General features: G+C 63.8%; 20 protein-coding genes. 8 read left to right on the top strand and 12 right to left on the bottom strand.

Translation table 11 applies throughout. From position 1 onward, the window contains the following. Window positions 1-70: 70 nt before the first annotated feature. Window positions 71-439, bottom strand: coding sequence for a hypothetical protein (locus HNQ71_RS25160; RefSeq protein WP_184875444.1), 369 nt, complete (start codon window positions 437-439; stop codon window positions 71-73). A 187-nt stretch (window positions 440-626) separates the two neighbouring features. On the opposite strand from HNQ71_RS25160, the gene HNQ71_RS25155 reads away from it, so the two are divergent. Next, a complete protein-coding gene (locus HNQ71_RS25155; RefSeq protein ID WP_184875442.1) occupies window positions 627-929 on the top strand; it encodes a hypothetical protein in 303 nt (100 codons plus the stop codon). A gap of 28 nt (window positions 930-957) precedes the next feature. Here the strand turns inward: HNQ71_RS25155 and HNQ71_RS25150 are convergent, their stop codons facing one another. Then, the gene (locus HNQ71_RS25150; protein WP_184875439.1) at window positions 958-1662 is read right to left on the bottom strand and encodes an XRE family transcriptional regulator; all 705 of its coding nucleotides are present in this window, start codon (window positions 1660-1662) and stop codon (window positions 958-960) included. Window positions 1663-2248: 586 nt separating this feature from the next. On the opposite strand from HNQ71_RS25150, the gene HNQ71_RS25145 reads away from it, so the two are divergent. Next, window positions 2249-2935, top strand: a complete 687-nt coding sequence (locus HNQ71_RS25145; protein WP_184875438.1) for a GcrA family cell cycle regulator — start codon at window positions 2249-2251, stop codon at window positions 2933-2935. Window positions 2936-3064: 129 nt separating this feature from the next. On the opposite strand, the gene HNQ71_RS25140 is transcribed toward HNQ71_RS25145, so the two are convergent. Continuing rightward, window positions 3065-3373, bottom strand: a complete 309-nt coding sequence (locus HNQ71_RS25140) for a DUF982 domain-containing protein (RefSeq protein WP_184875611.1) — start codon at window positions 3371-3373, stop codon at window positions 3065-3067. A 120-nt stretch (window positions 3374-3493) separates the two neighbouring features. After that, on the bottom strand, window positions 3494-3763 hold the full coding sequence (locus HNQ71_RS25135; RefSeq protein WP_246462017.1) for a DUF982 domain-containing protein: 270 nt from the start codon (window positions 3761-3763) through the stop codon (window positions 3494-3496). A 255-nt stretch (window positions 3764-4018) separates the two neighbouring features. Here HNQ71_RS25135 and HNQ71_RS25130 point away from each other — a divergent pair, with 255 nt between their 5' ends. Beyond that, the gene (locus tag HNQ71_RS25130; RefSeq protein WP_184875435.1) at window positions 4019-4618 is read left to right on the top strand and encodes a DUF6456 domain-containing protein; all 600 of its coding nucleotides are present in this window, start codon (window positions 4019-4021) and stop codon (window positions 4616-4618) included. A 54-nt stretch (window positions 4619-4672) separates the two neighbouring features. Here HNQ71_RS25130 and HNQ71_RS25125 read toward each other — a convergent pair whose 3' ends face one another. Together HNQ71_RS25125 and HNQ71_RS25120 are read right to left on the bottom strand one after the other, a co-directional pair. After that, window positions 4673-4984: a hypothetical protein gene (locus HNQ71_RS25125; protein ID WP_184875433.1), complete on the bottom strand. Its 312-nt coding sequence runs from the start codon at window positions 4982-4984 to the stop codon at window positions 4673-4675. A gap of 161 nt (window positions 4985-5145) precedes the next feature. Beyond that, a complete protein-coding gene (locus tag HNQ71_RS25120; RefSeq protein ID WP_184875431.1) occupies window positions 5146-6039 on the bottom strand; it encodes a LysR family transcriptional regulator in 894 nt (297 codons plus the stop codon). A 134-nt stretch (window positions 6040-6173) separates the two neighbouring features. Here HNQ71_RS25120 and HNQ71_RS25115 point away from each other — a divergent pair, with 134 nt between their 5' ends. Then, window positions 6174-6923: an SDR family NAD(P)-dependent oxidoreductase gene (locus tag HNQ71_RS25115; protein WP_184875429.1), complete on the top strand. Its 750-nt coding sequence runs from the start codon at window positions 6174-6176 to the stop codon at window positions 6921-6923. Between the two features lie 19 nt (window positions 6924-6942). Here the strand turns inward: HNQ71_RS25115 and HNQ71_RS25110 are convergent, their stop codons facing one another. Together HNQ71_RS25110 and HNQ71_RS25105 are read right to left on the bottom strand one after the other, a co-directional pair. After that, window positions 6943-8982, bottom strand: coding sequence for an SGNH hydrolase domain-containing protein (locus tag HNQ71_RS25110; RefSeq protein ID WP_184875427.1), 2040 nt, complete (start codon window positions 8980-8982; stop codon window positions 6943-6945). Window positions 8983-9152: 170 nt separating this feature from the next. Then, window positions 9153-9893 (bottom strand): helix-turn-helix transcriptional regulator, encoded by a 741-nt coding sequence (locus tag HNQ71_RS25105; RefSeq protein WP_184875425.1) that lies wholly within the window; start codon window positions 9891-9893, stop codon window positions 9153-9155. Window positions 9894-10112: 219 nt separating this feature from the next. Here HNQ71_RS25105 and HNQ71_RS25100 point away from each other — a divergent pair, with 219 nt between their 5' ends. Then, entirely contained in the window at window positions 10113-10439 is a 327-nt protein-coding gene (locus HNQ71_RS25100) for a hypothetical protein (RefSeq protein ID WP_184875423.1), read from the top strand. Here HNQ71_RS25100 and HNQ71_RS25095 read toward each other — a convergent pair whose 3' ends face one another. Next, on the bottom strand, window positions 10440-11165 hold the full coding sequence (locus HNQ71_RS25095) for a Crp/Fnr family transcriptional regulator (protein ID WP_184875421.1): 726 nt from the start codon (window positions 11163-11165) through the stop codon (window positions 10440-10442). It lies immediately after the preceding gene. Window positions 11166-11650: 485 nt separating this feature from the next. Here HNQ71_RS25095 and HNQ71_RS25090 point away from each other — a divergent pair, with 485 nt between their 5' ends. After that, window positions 11651-11833, top strand: coding sequence for a hypothetical protein (locus HNQ71_RS25090; RefSeq protein ID WP_184875420.1), 183 nt, complete (start codon window positions 11651-11653; stop codon window positions 11831-11833). Between the two features lie 111 nt (window positions 11834-11944). On the opposite strand, the gene HNQ71_RS25085 is transcribed toward HNQ71_RS25090, so the two are convergent. Continuing rightward, entirely contained in the window at window positions 11945-12196 is a 252-nt protein-coding gene (locus HNQ71_RS25085) for a hypothetical protein (protein WP_184875418.1), read from the bottom strand. 269 nt (window positions 12197-12465) lie between these two features. Here HNQ71_RS25085 and HNQ71_RS25080 point away from each other — a divergent pair, with 269 nt between their 5' ends. Further along, window positions 12466-12759, top strand: a complete 294-nt coding sequence (locus HNQ71_RS25080; protein ID WP_184875416.1) for a hypothetical protein — start codon at window positions 12466-12468, stop codon at window positions 12757-12759. A gap of 307 nt (window positions 12760-13066) precedes the next feature. Here the strand turns inward: HNQ71_RS25080 and HNQ71_RS25075 are convergent, their stop codons facing one another. Beyond that, the gene (locus HNQ71_RS25075; protein ID WP_184875414.1) at window positions 13067-14098 is read right to left on the bottom strand and encodes a hydroxyacid dehydrogenase; all 1032 of its coding nucleotides are present in this window, start codon (window positions 14096-14098) and stop codon (window positions 13067-13069) included. A 191-nt stretch (window positions 14099-14289) separates the two neighbouring features. Here HNQ71_RS25075 and HNQ71_RS25070 point away from each other — a divergent pair, with 191 nt between their 5' ends. Next, a complete protein-coding gene (locus HNQ71_RS25070) occupies window positions 14290-15369 on the top strand; it encodes a LacI family DNA-binding transcriptional regulator (protein ID WP_184875413.1) in 1080 nt (359 codons plus the stop codon). Between the two features lie 19 nt (window positions 15370-15388). Here the strand turns inward: HNQ71_RS25070 and HNQ71_RS25065 are convergent, their stop codons facing one another. After that, window positions 15389-15619, bottom strand: coding sequence for a hypothetical protein (locus HNQ71_RS25065; protein ID WP_246462007.1), 231 nt, complete (start codon window positions 15617-15619; stop codon window positions 15389-15391). Between the last annotated feature and the right edge of the window lie 132 nt (window positions 15620-15751).

Genomic DNA, 15751 nt, shown 5'->3' with positions numbered 1-15751 from the left:
TGGAACCATTTAGTTCTGGAACTATTTGGTTCTATAAAACGATCGGCGCGTCACGTCAACCGTGACCGCCTCACGCCGCTTCCAGTAACCATATCCGGTGGCTGTAACGGCGGAAGTAGCGTGCCACGAGGCGCTGCTGTCTGGCTCTGATGAGGTCGGGCAGGCGCCGCTCCTGGCGCCAGCGCGGCATGTTGCGCCAGAAGGCGATGAAGCGGGCGGCGTCCTCGACGGCTTCTTGCGCCGACAGCGCCGGACCGATCGCCGCCAGGAACAGCGCCTCCGAGTGTTTCAGCGCGTCGATGACGGCCTTGCGCCTGACATGATCATGGCGGGCGCGGTCGATGCCATTGCGGCGGATCGCGTCGAAAGCTTCAAGCAGAGCAGGGCTGTCGCCTGTGTAACCGCAGGCGCGGGCGAAATCGGCGGCAAGGGCGTCCATCGTCACTCCCGGATACGATGCGGCGGGCGGTTCGCGCCCCGACTCACATTTTGTGAGTTTATATAAGCATAACTCAAATAATTGCAGAAGAAAAACTTTTGGCAATCTTTGAGATGGGCGACTCGACTCGCGGCCTAAAACACAGGATTATGCGAACAAATCAGGAACAAAAGACGAGGCAGGGGCGATGGCATTGCCAGGCAAGGAAGCAGTGATCGCGCATGTCGCCTCGATATCGGTCGAGTGCGCCGATTGCGGCCGCAACAGGTGGTGGCGGCCCGATCAGCTGAAGCGGTTCGGGGTAACGGGGAATACGCCGCTGGCCGCCCTTTCAGGCCGCATCGTCTGCTCGGCCTGCCGCGCCGATGGGCTGCCGGGCGTGGCCATTTCGATCCAGGCGGCGTTCATCGACGAGCGCCAGCGCGTACGCAGCGAAGCCCGGATGCTGAACGACCGCGAGGCGCCTCTGGAGGGAGCGAGGCGGGCGTGAGGAGACGGGCGCTGCGGGCGCCGCCGCTCTAATACCCCAACAGTTCCTTGAGCGGGATGACGCGCCAGACCTGTTTTATGGCGTAGCGGTTGAAGATCAGCGTCTTCGGCGGATTGTACTGCTCGACCACCAGTTCCGCAGTCGTGCGCTTGACCAGTTTCTTGATGAAGGCCTTGCCGTTGCGCTCGTTTTCTTCAGGAAAGGTCTCGATGACGACATGGTCGCCGGGCACCGCCTCGCGGCCGCCGCAATAGATCATGTCGCCCGGTTCGTAGCGCGGCACCATAGAATCGGACAGCACGTGCAGCGCGAACACCTTGGGGAGTTTGCGGATGCCGGGCGGACGCTGGACATAGCCGGCCGGCTCGCCGTTCAAGGTGAAGTCGCCGTCATCGCCGCCAACGGCCGCGCCCAGCACCGGGATATCCATCGGTCCGGCGGGCGGTGGGCCGGCATCGGTGACGATCTCCACGTCGGCGACCGGGCCGGCGTCATCGAGGAAGACGACCTCGCCCTTGCCCAGCGCCACCGGATCGACGCGCAGGAAAGCGGCGGTCTTCAACAGGTTCTCGGTCTTGGGCAGGTTGCGGCCGGTTTCCCAATTGCCGACCGCGGCGACATCGGTGTCGTTATGCTCGGCAATGTGGCGCATGACCAGGCCGCGCTGCTTGCGCGCCTGGCGGATCGCCGCCCCGACCTTGATCGACAGTTGCGTTTTTGCCATGGCGCCCATGTGAGTGATGAAAGTGGCTCTCGTCTATGAAAGAATGGCTTGCATAGATTTTTGAGTTATGCTTATATACGGACATGCAAAACCTGTCCAGATTCGATGGCGCCGTGGCGGTCACCACCGCCAGCCATTCCCTTCCGTCCCGGCCGTCCTCCCCGGCCGGCGCGAAGCCCGAGGCGCCTTGCCTGATTGCATTGGCCTCGGATCCGGTCCGCCCGTCACAGGCGACCGGAACGGGCCGGAGCCGCCGCTCCCTGCGACTCCGGCCCCCAATTCGATCGAGATGGCGCTGGCCCGGGTTCTGCCGATCCAGCAGGCCGGTCATGCATCCGCACGCAGGACGGCACTGTGATCCTGCGCGACGCACTGACGGGCAGGGCGGTTTCCGCCTCCGACAGAAAAACGGCCGAGACGCGGCTTTCGCGGCTCGCTGAACCGGCCGAGCGGCGAGCCCGCTCCGGCTGAGGCTAAAGCTGGCGCCAGCCGGCCCCCGAACAAGACAACCCTGACTGCGGCCTAGGCATCCGGCCGAACCCGGCGCCTGCCCGACGGCGCACGGCCGAAGGCAGAATTTGGAAGGAACCTTGAGATGGCAAGCTATACCGACGCGGAATTGCAAGAGATCGCCCGCTGGCTGAAGGACGGGCTTTCCGCCTCGAAGATAGCGGCGGCTTTCACTGTGCTGCGTGGCAGTCTGGTGTCACGCAACGCCATCATCGGCATCGTGCACCGCAACGCCATGCTGGACGCGATCGGCTTTGCCAGTGGCAAGCGGCTGCCAGCCGGCAAACGCAAGGCGAGCAAGCGGGCGAACGGAACGGGCACGGCCATCGCCAAGGCGTCCGACACGATCGACGTCGCGCGTGCCACCGGCGTCGCCGGCATGCCGCTCCGGCCGAAGCGCGAGCCGCGACGACTGCTGGTGCGCGAAGAGAGTGTGCTGGTGGCCGACGGCGAGGCCTATCGCCTGGAGATGCCGGTGCCGCCTCGTGCGGCCCTCGGCCGCCAGCCACATGGCGTGGCGATGCGCTTCATAGACTGCCTGTTCGACCGCTGCCGCGCGCCGCTGGACCTGACGCTGGAAGAAGATAGTGAAAACGATACGCCGGGCGGCCGGCCGGGCACCGACATGCTGTGCTGCGGCATGCGGACAAAGGCGCTGAAAAGCTATTGCACCTATCACCAGACGCGTTTCCGCCGCCGCGTTTTTTGCGGCGGAGATGGGGTGAGCATCGCTTCTCCCGTTTACAAGGAGAAGGTGCCGGCAGGCGGATGAGGGGGCGATGACGTGGCGGGATTGAAAACAGAAATGAACTTCCAGCATCCGACCGAAGCGCTGGCGCCGCCGCTCATTGCCCTGCCGGGCATTTCTCCCCGTGGACGGGGAGAAAGAAACCTCGTCGCCCTATTTCGGCACCTGCCGGCCTTGCTTGGGCATGCGGCTTTGCACCGTCCTAGTCTCGAGCATCATCGACGGCCCGCTCTCAGCGACCAGGATGTCTGCCACCCTGGCAAAACCGGTGAATACTTTCATGGCGTCGGATTCGGAAATCTGCGCGGCAATGGCAGCACTGCATGCGTTGAGCGCGCTGCGGTAGACGTGACCGCGGCGTTCGAGCGGCCAGCGCTGCAGGAAGTCGGCGGCCTCGCTGACGCTGTCGATCTCTTCGATCTGCCCGTCCATCCGCACCTTGAGCGGCACTCCCGTCTTCATCGTACCCACGGCGTTCACCTTCACTCTGCGCGAGGCTGTAAACCCCGCTCTAATCAACGCGCCACGCTGGCTGGCGGTTGCATCACAGTTTCGGCCCGGCCCGGCCGAACCGCACAACCCTCACGGGCTGGCCACGGCGTCCAGCCAGTCATGGGCCCGGCTTTTCGGCCTGGCCACCAAGATGTTCTGTTGCCTGGCCTCCCTGGTGAGGGCATCGAAGGCGATGCGCTGGCAACAGGTGCCGTCCACGGCCAGAGCAACGAGCCGGGCCGCCTCGACATAGCCAGGTGCTGTCTTGTCGGGCCATTGCTGCTTAAGCGCGTTGGCAGCCTCGGCCACCGAACCGACCAGCATGGTTTTGTTGTCGCAAAAGCGCAGCGTGACCGGCATGAAAGCTGTCATCGGTATGTCTCCCGTGTTCCTCGACGGCGCATAACGTCGCGAAACCGCGCTGGTTCCATTAGCGCGGATGCAGACATGGCCGCGGCTCCAGCAACGCCCAGTTCTGCCCTCCAGAGCAGCTCCGCATCGAGCTGCTCGAAACGCCGCGCTATCCGAGAGCTGCTCGCGGTGAGGGGCGGCGCGTCAGAACCCAGGTTCTGTACGACCCAGTCCAACAACCCAATTCCAACCAGGAGCCACCGCGTGAGCAAGAGAACCAGAGCCGCAAGACCGCAGGCGCCAAAACTGCCGAAGGGCGAGGCGGAGCAGGTGCGCATCCGCCACGAGATCGGCCATGATTTCGCGCTGAAGGACGACAAATTCGGCCGCAAGCGGCTGGCCGTCGGCACTTCTGAGGCAAACCGCGTCTACGAGGTGTCTAATGACGGCTACACTTCTACCGGCGGCATCGTGCGGGTGCGCAATGTGGATCCGCTGCTGGGCATCACCTCGCTGTCGCGCCAGCAGCGCGAGGCCGGCCTGCGCTACCGCGAGGATTTCCGCTGCAGCCAGCAGGCCAGCGTGAAACCGATGCGCTGGAGCGAGCGCGTCGACGGCGGCCGGCACGGCGGCGGCATCGCCGACAGCGTGCTCGACGCCGGGCGGGCGCATGCCGCCGCCACGAGGGCGCTCTGCCATTGGGAGGTGGCCACCGTGGTGCAGAAAGTCTGCTGCGCCGGCGGCTCGATCAAGAGCCTGGCGGAGCAGACCGGCGAGGGGCGGGATGTAGTGACGAAGCTGTTGAAGGTCGGACTGGACCTGCTGGCGGTGCACTATGGGATGATGTTGCGGAGGCGGGCGTGAGGGCGCGGCGATCCGACCGGCAATGCCGGCCGGATCAATTTTCATATGATCAGGTCATCCGCAGACGCGGACTTCCTCGATGATCCTGTGGTGATGGCGCCAGTGCTTGACCAGTTCGATGTGGCAACGGTGGTGCCGGTGGTAATAACGCGGCCTGTAACCGTTGTCGTAGTCGTCGTACTGGTAATAGGGGTGATAGACGTAGCGATCGCCGTAGTCACCGTAACCATTGTAATAGCCGTCACCGTAATAGTCGTCGGCATAGCCGCCGATGCCGAGAGTGATACGGGCGCGGGCACCCGCGGGGGCGATCATCGCCGCCGCCGAAGCAATGGCGATAACCGAAACAAGCAGGAGCTTCTTCATGGCTACCTCCTTTTCAAGGTTAACCTAATATAATCCCCGAGACGCGGCCCCGTTCCACAGATTCGCTAGATGTGACGAACAGTCGGGACATCGGGGCCGGGCCGGGCAGACAGTTCCGGAATCCATATGCTATTGCACGCCGTAAACGAGCGAGAAGCGAATTACCTTCCCAATCTCGCCATCTGCCGTGCCAAAAACTCCACGAACAGCCTTGCCCGCACCGGCAGTTGCCGGCCGAAGGCGTGCACGATGTGGACTGGCATGGTTGGCATCGGCACCTCCGGCAGGACGCGCACCAGGCGGGCGGTGTCGAGGTCGTCCTGTACGGCGACTTGCATGAGGTGAGCGACGCCAGCACCGGCAAGTGCTGCGTTACGGATGGCGCCGCTGTCGTCGGTGTCGAAGCGGCCGTCGGGCACGATTTGCGTGCCGCCCGCAAAAGTGATGGGCCGCGGGCGGCCAGCCGAGACATAGCGGACGAAATCGTGGCGTCGCAGATCGTCGATCGAGGCTGGAAAGCCTCGGCGCTGGAGATAGGCGGGAGCGGCCACCAGCACGATCGGCAGGCTGGCGATGCGCCGCGCCGTGAGCCCGACATCGGCCAGCGCACCCATGCGCACCGCCACATCGTAGTTCTCGCGGATCAGGTCGGCGTGGCGGTCCGTGACGCTGAGTTCCAGCTTCACTTCCGGTTGCTCGGCCAGGAACAGCTGCCCCCATGAAGCGATGAGGCCGCGGCCGAGTTCGACCGGGGCGGTGACGCGCAGCAGGCCGCGTGCCGTGCCGGTGCTTTGCACGATGTCCTGCGCATCGTCGAGCGCGCGCAGCAGCGGCGCCACGCGCTCGTAATAAGCGATGCCTTCGCTGGTCAGCCCCAGCCGGCGCGTCGAGCGCTGGATGAGTTTTGCGCCGAGCCGCTGCTCCAGCTTGGCCACGCTCTTCGACACGGCCGACGGGCTGGAGCCGATCAGCCGGCTGGCGGCCTGGAACGAGCCGGCATCCACCGTGCGCACGAAAGCGACAAGGCCGGCGGTCTTTTCGAGGATGGTGGTCATGGCGGCATCATCGCATGTCGGGAAGGGATGGATTGCCGAATTCCAGGCAAGAAAGAATGGCGATCTGACAATCTAATACGCTTTTTCGGCGCGCTTAAATACCGCTCATCGTCAAGATCACAAGGAGAGAATGGATGAGCAGTCTGAACGGCAAGGTCGCCATCGTCACCGGCGCATCCAAGGGCATTGGAGCAGCTATCGCCAAGGGGCTGGCTGCGGCGGGCGCGGCTGTCGTGGTCAACTATGCCTCATCGCAGGAAGGCGCCGAGCGCGTCGTGGCCGCCATCGCGGATGCCGGCGGCCGGGCAGTCGCGGTCAAGGGCGATGTCGCGCAAGCGGCGGATGTGCGCGGCCTGTTTGAAGCGGCAAAGTCTTCGTTCGGCGGCGTCGACATCCTGGTCAACAATGCCGGCGTGTTCCAGTTCGAGCCGCTGGAGGCGGTGACAGAGGCCGAGTTCCACCGCGAATTCGACACCAATGTGCTGGGCGTCGTGCTCGCCATCCAGGAGGCGGCGAAGCATTTCGGGCCGGCCGGCGGCAGCGTCATCAACATCAGTTCGGTCGCCAGTTCCAACCCACAGCCCAACTCGCTGGTCTATGCCGCCACCAAGGCGGCGGTGGATTCGATCACGCTGTCGATGTCGCGCGAACTCGGCGCCCGCCACATCCGCGTCAACGCGATCGCGCCGGGCGGTGTCGACACCGAAGGGCTGCAGCGCGTCGGCATTGTCGGCAGCGAACACGAACAGGCGCTGGTGGCGGTCACCCCGCTTGGCCGCTTCGGCCAGCCGGATGACATTGCACGGGTAGCGGTGTTTCTGGCGTCCGACGAGGCGGGTTGGGTGACTGGAGAGCGGATTACGGCGTCGGGTGGGTGGCGGTAGGAGGTGCTGGCGCTGGTTTTCAAAACAACGCCTTTTCCAGCGGCCGCTCCAGCGTCTCGGCAAAGGCGGTGGCGAGGTGGTGGCGGTCGCGGAAGGCCAGCTTGCCGCCGATGAAGACGTGGCAGGCGGTGTGGCCGCAGAAATGGTCGGTGAGGTCGACATAGAGCGTGTCGGGGACGCTGGTCACGACAGCGCGTTCGGCGGCGGCGGCATTGTCATTGGCGGCCTCGGTCCTTGGCGTGTCGCAGTGCGGCGACGGCGCCTCGCGCCACCACAGGGTGCGCGCCACACAGGAATCGGCGAAGCTGGCGTTGATCGGCGTGTCGCGGATCACCGCGGCCTCGACGCCGGCCCGGCTGAACGCCTGCAAGGTCGAGCGCAGGCCGGCCTGCCAGCGCGCGGTCTCGGCGGTGCGGCTGGCGGCGGGCATGTCGCGCGTCAGATTGCCGATGGAGAATTCCGAGATCACCACCAGGCGAGGCTTGCGGGCGATGATGTCCGATATCGCCTGCTCGCGCCAGGCGTCGCATTCGGTGTAGTCGCGCTTCAGCACGGTGTTGAAGGTGGAGAGCCGCGAGGCGCGGCATGATGATTTGAGATAGGTGACCACCTTGGTGTCGTTGCGCCTGGCGGCTTCGATCAGCGGCGTCGACCAGTGGTCGGCGTGCGAATCGCCGAACAGCACGATGGTGTGGGCGGCATCGGTGGCGCCGAACACGCAGGGTTTGGGCGTCACGGTGTGGAAGTCGAGCAGGCAATTCTTGTCGACGGCGCGCGCGATGGAGGGTCGTTCGGCGGCCTGCTCGATGCCGCGTTGCTCTGGGTCGATGTTGCGCTGGGCCAGATGCGCATTGGCATAAGCCACCGCCACGCCGGCACCGGTCAGCGCCAGCGCGGGAGCCAGCACAATTGCAGGAAAAGTGAGACGCGGTTTTCCGTCCGGAATGGCGCTGAAACAGGGAGCCTTGGCGCCCGCCGTCAGCCAGCCGGCGCGTCGTCCGGGGTTCTCGATCAGGTGATATGTGAACACCGACAACGCCAAGGCCAGCGCGCCGCATCCGAGGCGCTGCGGCGCGCTGAGATCCGGCACCAGCATCTGGGCATAGACGATCACCGGCCAGTGCCAGAGATAGAGCGAATAGGAGAGCGCGCCGATCCATTGCAGGGGCGGCAGCGACAGAGCGGCGACCGGGCTGTAGGCTTGACCGTTGGTCCGCCAGGTGGCCAGCATGCCGGCCTGCTCCTCGCAGGCCCCGCCCAACAGCACCAGCACTGTGCCGGCAACCGGCAGCAGCGCCAGGTAGCCGGGAAAGGGCAGGTCCTCGCTCAGCCACAGATAGGCCGTCGCGATCAGCGCCAGGCCGAGCCAGCCAAGGGCAGCGCGCAGCCATGGACGATGCAGCAGGAAAGTCACCGGGACCAGCGTCGCCAGGCCGCCGGCGGCGAACTCCCAGGCACGCAGCGGCGAAAAATAGAAGGCCCAGGCTGGTGCCGCGCTGGTCAGCCAGGCGCAGGCGACGAAAGAGGCGAGGCCGGCGATGCCGATCACGACCACCGCCGTTCGCCGGCCGGGACGCAGCCAGGCCGCCAGCAGAAGCAGCGCCGGCCAGGCCAGGTAGAACTGCTCCTCCACCGACAGCGACCAGAAGTGGATGAAGGGATTGCTGGTAGCATCAGTGGCGAAATAGTCGAACGACCAGCGCAGCAGCCACAGATTGATGGCGTAGGCAGAGGCGAACATGGCGCCGCGCGAATAGAACGCCTGCTCCTGAGGCGACAGGATGAAATAGCCGGCCGCAAGGGTCGCCAGGATGACGAACAGTGCCGCCGGCAAAAGGCGCCGCGCGCGCCTGGCATAGAAGCGCCAGAGGTCGAGCCTGCCGGTGTCGCCGATCTCCTGCATGAGATGGGTGGTGATCAGCCAGCCGGAGATGACGAAGAAGATGTCGACGCCGGCAAAGCCGCCGGGCAGGCCGGAGAGGCCGAAATGATAGGCGACGACACCGCCGACGGCGAGCGCGCGCAATCCCTGTATGTCCGGCCGGAACGATGCTGCCACGACGGTTCCTTCGTGCAAGCCCAGCCCCATTGGCCCAGCCCCATTGGCAGGGTCGGCCGGGCAGGTTGATATCGCAATGCAACAAATCTATCGCAGTGCAACATGGCAGGAAAAGGGAGGCTCCCTTCCACCGGCGGCGCCGCGCCGTAAGTTGTTTCGGATCTTTTGCGTCAGGCCTCGCGCGCGAGGCTTGCCACCAGATGATCGACGCCGGGGTCATCGAGCCTGACGATGTGGGCCATTCTTATCGCCTGTTTCAGGCTGATCCTGGTAACGTCCCGCCGCATGATGGCCGACAGGAAGGCTGGCCCTGATTCCGTCAGGACGATGGCCCTGCCGACCATCACCGGCTCCGAGATGGGGGCCCATTGCACGGCTATGATCGACGGCTCGCCGGTCGGGCGGCTGTTGATGCCGCTGAAATAGATCCAGTTCAGGCGCGAGATCACCACGCCGTAGTGGTTGCCGGGAGCTCGTGCTCCGCCCTGGCTGTCGCCTGGAGCCCACCGTGTCACGCGCCTGAAGGTGACCAGCTCGGTCTCACGCTGCACGAAGGTGATCGAGCGCATCAGAAGGTCGGGGCGGCCGGGGACCGAAAAATAGGTGAAATAGGTGCCGCCGGCGATGGCCGGCGAGGGGGGATGCACCATGGTCTCATACAGTCTCTGGCGCAGCGATGCGTGGCTGTCGCTGGCTGCCGCGGCAGCGGGCTCGCGATACAGATCGTTCTCGTCGATCTTGAAGAAGCCGCAGATCAGCCTGGCGGTGGCTTTGTTCGGAATGGCCTGGCCTTGCAGATAGCGCTCGAACTGGGTGCGGTTGATGCCAAGCTCACGGCACGCCGCGCTCACGGAAGCGTGGCGTTGGACCAGCCGCCTGAGGTTGGCAGCGAGATTCTCGCGAATTGGCACGACATCGCCCCCCGCGACGTACGGAGCGCTTATCCAAGCGATAGCTTATGTTCCTCAACTTCGCATGCCGCAATGGCCTCGCGAAGAGGGACCTTTGGACAATAGCGCGGCCGGCTGCGAGCTGGAAACTGTACGTTTTCGACAATTCGCCTATGCAAGCCAGGCAAATGGGCGTATTTCAAAAGCCAAGAGCGACCTGGATCGGCCACTCGACATCCTATGATGGAGGGCGGTTTGGATCATACCGGCCTGGTCGAGCTTCTGGATTATACGCAAGCGCAATTGAGCAAGATACGCCAGGCGGTCGCCGCCAGCGATCACGTCGGCGCCATGTTTACCATCGATTGCCTTATCGGGGCGGCGGCCGAACAGACGAAATGCAAGCTCGCAAGCTTGGAGCATGCTGGCTTGCCAATTGGCAGAGATGGGCCGATCGGCCGAGAGGGGCCAATGAGCCGGAACAGCGCGGCGGATGACTATGAAGTCGGGGCGACACGGCCCGGCAAAGCGACGTCATCGGGCAAGCCGGCGGCGCGGCGCTCTTGATCAGTCGGCATCGATCTCGCCGATCAGCCTGACATATTCGGCCTCGGCTTCGCCGTAACTGCCATTGGCGAGTTCTTCCAATCCGGCGCGGTCGCGAATGACGATCTCGCCGCGGCGCGAGCGGATCAGCGCGCGGCCTTCCAGCAACTGGAGGGCAACGGTGACGCCTGGGCGCCGAACGCCAAGCATGATGGCCAGGAATTCGTGCGTGATGGAGAGGGTTTCGCCAGGCACCCGATCGTCGCACATGAGCAGCCACCGCGCCAGCCGCTCCTCGAGCTTCAGCCTTGCGTTGACCAAAGCGGTGCAGCTGGCCTGGGTCTGCAGCGCGTTGACGAAGCGCAGCAGGAACATCCGCAAGGTCGCACTTGCCGCGAGGGCTGCATTGAAAGGGCCGGCTTCGATGCGTATGGCCTCGCCTTCAAGCTGCACATAGCAGGCATGCACCGCACGGTCGTCGCCCATCACGAGGGAAGATCCCGTCATGCCTTCGAAGCCGATGAAGCCCACTTCGGCCTCGTGGCCGCTGGTCGTGCTGGCGACCACCGAGCCGATGCCCCGTTCGATGAAGTAGACGGCCTCGATCGGAATATTGGGGCTCACCAGTATCTGGCGCAAAAGCAGGTCGCAGCGCTGCATATGGGGCACGAGCAGCGCCAGGTCATCCGCCGGCATGCGCCGCAGCAGTTGATTTCGGTATTGGCGGTTTTTATCAAGATCGGTCATGGCGCGGCCCAATGCAGGGCAAGAGCCATCCGATCTCCCAGCCGTCCGCGCCCCGTAAAAACGTGCCGACGATGGCCCGTATATAGGGACTCCCGACGAAAAGACCTAGGAATGCGGTATGAATTTCGATGCACGGCGGCCCCCAACACCGTTCGCATACGAAAAGATCGACCTGAACGTTAGTGTCGGAAACGTACCAAACGTGTCTTGGTACAAAACCGACATATCAAGTGATGACGCCAGACTCCGGCACTCGTCGGAAAATCCGCCGGCTAACAACAAAGCTCGGTTGCCCCCGAGTGTCGGGCTTGGCCCCGCCGGCGGTGCGAAAGCCTAACGAGCCGCATTCGGGAATGGTTCGCCCGCCGGCAAATTGACTCGCCATTTATGTACGAAAGCGTACATTCCTCGCGTCGTCCGGTTTCCAAGGCACGCGGACGTTTGGTAGCCACTCAGGTGCTCCCGCCGTCCCAGCGGAGACTGAAATGACAGAAAACCATTCAGGGGCTTTCGACGGCGAGAGTGTTCGCCGCGTCTTCAGGAAATCGGCCGTTGAAAGGCTTATCGCCAAACGGGAATGGCGAATGAACGCGACGCTGCTGGCGCGTGAGTTGACCGAACTCGACGAGATCGATCCCGACATTCTCAAGTGGATCGTGCGGAAGTAGCCATTGCTGCTTTCGCGAGCTGGCCGCGATGTTTCGCGCCACCGGCTTGCCTTCGAAAGGCCTGCCAACCTTATCAAGCCATCAGGCGCCAGGCTGCCGGCGCCGCAGTTTTCATTCGCCTGAAGCCTTCGCCTTGCGATCCGGCTTGTCTTGTTCGCCTTTCAGAAGGCCGAAATCGCCGGAACGCGTTCCACTGCTGGCATGCAGGAAGCCCTCCGCAGCCAGGCCGCGTCGAAGCAGTTCACGCACCGCAGCCGCACGGCTCGGCATGCGCTTGTCGAAGCGCCAAGTGTCGAGTGCCGCGAACTCTTCCTCGTTCAACATGACCTGAAGCCGTTCGGGGCGCTCAAGATTGTCAGTCATCGTGGGCTCCCTTACCGGCGATCCGAGCCGGTGTGCCGAATGAGTAAGTGACTTATGTGTCTCTCAATTTGCCAATGGCCTATTTGGTTCCGAGATAGTCGAACGCTTCTGTTGCACCACGTACTCACAGTGCCTGGTTTGCATCACTGTCTAAACCTACTAACTATTTGATTTTGTTAATTAAATTTAAACAATTGGCTTGCTTTGGCGAAGTCGATGGCGCATGGTGAAAGTGAGGGAAAACCCAGTCCAAGGGACAGGAGTTTGCCATGAACAACCACTCGATCGAGCTGCGTGACGACCTGAACCACACGCTGGTCAAGACAATCTACGAGTTTGGCATCGTCAACATACCGGTCTTGGCGGCACAGGTGGCCGGTCGCCACAGCGATCTGTCGCTGGCCGACGCAGAACGATTGGTTCTCGGTTTCGCGGAATTCTATTCCGCGCCCATCGAGTTCGATCGATCGGGGTGCGATTGGCGGACGAGGGAGCCCGTCGGCCGGGACAATGACGGCCTGCTTCTCGAGATCGTCCAGAACGAATTCGGTCGTGCTGCCTAAGGGCCGAGGCTCCTGGACCCTCGTTGCGCGAAAGCGACAGTATTTACCCGACAGGCATCGTGAACGTGAACGCCGTCACAAGCCTTCCAGCCAGAAGCGGCGCCATTGCTGATATTTCTCTGGGGGGCGTGGCGACGAATTAGCGGAGTTCTCCGCTAATATCAGCTTGAGGGAAGCGCGATGTTTCGCCGCCACCCGAACCAACTGTCTCGGCAGCGGATGGTTCCGTGATTGCCGATTTGTCGTTGCCCAGCCCACCAGCCAGTCTGTTGTGAAGATGAAGGCAGATCGACTTCGCCAGCCACCGTCAGTTCTTGTCCACCGGTTTCGAACGCATCCTCGACACTGTTTCTCGCTCGGCGCGTTTGGAGCGCAGCGGCGGCAGGCCGCGGTCGATCAGGTCCATGTCCTCCAGCACCATGTCGCCCATGCGCTTGAAGGCGATGTCGAGCGCGCCGGCGCGGTGGGCCGAGCGCAGGAAGCCGGGCAAGGCACGCACCGGATGGTCTTGCGCCAGCGGCTCTTCCGGGAAGACGTCGCTGGCGGCGACGATGTGGCCGCTTTTCACCGCCGCCATCAGGGCGGGAAAATCGACGACGCCGGCGCGGCTGAGCAGGATGAAGGCCGCACCCCTGCGCATGCCGGCAAAGGCATCGGCGCCAAGAAAACCTTGATTCTCGCTGGTCACCGAAGCAACGACGAAGACGAAGTCGCTCTGCGACAGCACCTCGTCGAGCGAGGCAGGCTCGACGCCGTTGTCGATCAGGATCGACGGCGGCAGCCAGGGATCGAAGACTTTTGTGCGGGTGCGGAAGCCTGACAGCAGCCGGTTCAGCGCGCGGCCGAGATCGCCGAAGCCGATGATGCCGACATCGGCGCCTGATAGCAATCGGGCTGTCCGGTTGCCATCGCCGCCCCACAGCTCCTTGCCCTGGCGAAAGGCGAGGTCGGCGTCGACGATATCGCGGGCAAGGTTGAGCGCCATGGCAAGGCCAAGCTCGGCCACCGGCTCGGCGAAGACCAGGCCGGTGGTGACGACATGGATGCCGCGCGCAAACAGCGTCTCATAGGGCATGTTGTTGATCAGGTTGGTCTCGACGTTGAAGACGCAGCGCAGCGCCTTCATCTTGTCCAGCGTTTCAGGCGTGATCGGCGGCTGGCCGACGATGTAGCGGGCTTCGGCCAGCACATCGGCCGGCAATTTTGCGACGCCGTCGGGCGTCGTCTCGACGATACGGTATGTTTTCCGGAAGCGTGCCAACTGCGAAGGCGTGAAGATGAGGTCGAGGGTGCGCGGTTCCGGCGCGCTGACGACCAGCGGCAAGGTGCTGTCTGACATGGCAATTTCCTTCGGGCGCGAACCTCATCGCACATTTTTGGTTTGCACATTTCGTTATCCCGTTGCACACTTTGGGCGACATGCACGGAGACAAAATACCTCCGATTAAACGATTTACAATCACGAAAAATCGATTTACTCGTTTGGTGGCGGACGAAAATGCTGACGTCCGCGCCTCGTGAGGAGGGCCAATGGCGCATAGGCAGGGCCAGCGGCGGCGTCCGTCGATCCACGACGTGGCAAGCTACGCCGGCGTGTCGGCCGCCACCGTCTCCAAGGTCATGGCCGGCGTCACCACGGTGAAGCCCGAGAATGCGCAACGCGTCTTCGACGCCGTCGGGCTTTTGGGCTACCGCGTTGATCCGCTGGCCTCCGACATGCGGCGGGCCAAGCGCCGCATCATCGGTGCCATCATGCCGGAGTTCGAGAGCGAGTTCTTCGGCCAGATGATCACCCAGCTCGAAGGCCTGGCCGAGCAGCGCGGCTATACGCTGGTGGCCGCATCGAGCCGTGAATCAGAGGTGCGCGAAAAAGAAATCCTCGAACGCATGCATGACTGGCGGGTGGCCGGCGTGGTGCTGGCGCCGGTGCGCAACGAGCACGGCCCGGCGGCCGGGTTCATGAAGGCCAACGGCATGACCGGCGTGCTGATCGACCGCGTGCTGTCGGACGACGCCTTCGACACCGTGTCGGCCGACAGTGAGGCGGCCAGTGCCGAGGTGGCGCGCGAACTGATCGGCAAGGGCCACCGCCATATCCTGGTTGTCGGCCTTGGCGAACAGGCAGCCACGATGCACGCCCGCCTCGACGGCTTTCGCGGCACCGCGTTGGCGCTGGCGTCGGATGTGCGCATCGACGTCGTGCTTGCCGAAAGCGATGTCGAACCGCTCAGGTCGCAATTGCGCGACTATTTCGATCAAGGCGAAGGTGGGAGCGGGGGCAAACGTCCGACCGCAGTCTATTCGCTGTTCCTCAAGGGCACGCTGGTGGCGCTGTCCGAGTTCCGCCGGCGTGGCTGGCACTGCCCCAACGACATTTCGCTGGTCGGCTTCGACGATGCCGAGTGGATGCAGGTGACATGGCCGGCCATTGCCGCCGTGGTGCAGCCGGTGCGCCAGATCGCCGGCCACGCCATGGACGCGCTGTTTGCCAGGATTGAAGGCGGGGAGGGGCCGCCGAGAGCACGGCTCGAGCCTTGCCAGGTTTTGATGCGTGAATCCGTTGGCTCGCCAGGCAATGGCCCGCATTCCGGGGGAGGACACCGACAGTGAAGGCGATCGCCGCTATCGGCTACAGCAGCGCCGTTGCGCTGGAAATCTTCACCAAGCGCTCCGCGGCCTCGACCAGACGCCGTTGCGCGGTTTGTATCCTGCTGCGCAGCGCAATGTTCTCGGCCAGCATTTCTTCCGTGCGTTGAATCGCGAGCTCGGTCCGGTCGATGCGCTGCCTGGCATTGGCGACTTCCAAGGTCAAAATATCGGCCACCATCCCGTGACCGTGGGGTTCCATGGTGTTCATCATGAATTTCTAACACCTGGCGGGCGATATCGTTCCCGCTCCCTGCGCACGCGCGCGAAGCATGAGCCATGTCGATGTGGACATTACCGGTGGGTTGGCGGTATGGCGGCCGGTGGCCGGACGATCCGGATGATG

It is taken from the genome of Mesorhizobium sangaii (assembly GCF_014207355.1).
GTDB classification, from domain to species: Bacteria; Pseudomonadota; Alphaproteobacteria; order Rhizobiales; family Rhizobiaceae; genus Mesorhizobium; species Mesorhizobium sangaii.
Note: the sequence above shows the minus strand (reverse complement) of the source record. Positions and strands in the feature narration are given on the sequence as shown.

Bases quoted from the DNA above. Each gene is read 5' to 3' on its own strand.
- HNQ71_RS25160 (WP_184875444.1), bottom strand. From the start codon at position 439: ATGGACGCCCTTGCCGCCGATTTCGCCCGCGCCTGCGGTTACACAGGC.
- HNQ71_RS25155 (WP_184875442.1), top strand. From the start codon at position 627: ATGGCATTGCCAGGCAAGGAAGCAGTGATCGCGCATGTCGCCTCGATA.
- HNQ71_RS25150 (WP_184875439.1), bottom strand. From the start codon at position 1,662: ATGGGCGCCATGGCAAAAACGCAACTGTCGATCAAGGTCGGGGCGGCG.
- HNQ71_RS25145 (WP_184875438.1), top strand. From the start codon at position 2,249: ATGGCAAGCTATACCGACGCGGAATTGCAAGAGATCGCCCGCTGGCTG.
- HNQ71_RS25140 (WP_184875611.1), bottom strand. From the start codon at position 3,373: ATGAAGACGGGAGTGCCGCTCAAGGTGCGGATGGACGGGCAGATCGAA.
- HNQ71_RS25135 (WP_246462017.1), bottom strand. From the start codon at position 3,763: ATGCCGGTCACGCTGCGCTTTTGCGACAACAAAACCATGCTGGTCGGT.
- HNQ71_RS25125 (WP_184875433.1), bottom strand. From the start codon at position 4,984: ATGAAGAAGCTCCTGCTTGTTTCGGTTATCGCCATTGCTTCGGCGGCG.
- HNQ71_RS25120 (WP_184875431.1), bottom strand. From the start codon at position 6,039: ATGACCACCATCCTCGAAAAGACCGCCGGCCTTGTCGCTTTCGTGCGC.
- HNQ71_RS25115 (WP_184875429.1), top strand. From the start codon at position 6,174: ATGAGCAGTCTGAACGGCAAGGTCGCCATCGTCACCGGCGCATCCAAG.
- HNQ71_RS25100 (WP_184875423.1), top strand. From the start codon at position 10,113: ATGATGGAGGGCGGTTTGGATCATACCGGCCTGGTCGAGCTTCTGGAT.
- HNQ71_RS25095 (WP_184875421.1), bottom strand. From the start codon at position 11,165: ATGACCGATCTTGATAAAAACCGCCAATACCGAAATCAACTGCTGCGG.
- HNQ71_RS25090 (WP_184875420.1), top strand. From the start codon at position 11,651: ATGACAGAAAACCATTCAGGGGCTTTCGACGGCGAGAGTGTTCGCCGC.
- HNQ71_RS25085 (WP_184875418.1), bottom strand. From the start codon at position 12,196: ATGACTGACAATCTTGAGCGCCCCGAACGGCTTCAGGTCATGTTGAAC.
- HNQ71_RS25080 (WP_184875416.1), top strand. From the start codon at position 12,466: ATGAACAACCACTCGATCGAGCTGCGTGACGACCTGAACCACACGCTG.
- HNQ71_RS25075 (WP_184875414.1), bottom strand. From the start codon at position 14,098: ATGTCAGACAGCACCTTGCCGCTGGTCGTCAGCGCGCCGGAACCGCGC.
- HNQ71_RS25070 (WP_184875413.1), top strand. From the start codon at position 14,290: ATGGCGCATAGGCAGGGCCAGCGGCGGCGTCCGTCGATCCACGACGTG.
- HNQ71_RS25065 (WP_246462007.1), bottom strand. From the start codon at position 15,619: ATGATGAACACCATGGAACCCCACGGTCACGGGATGGTGGCCGATATT.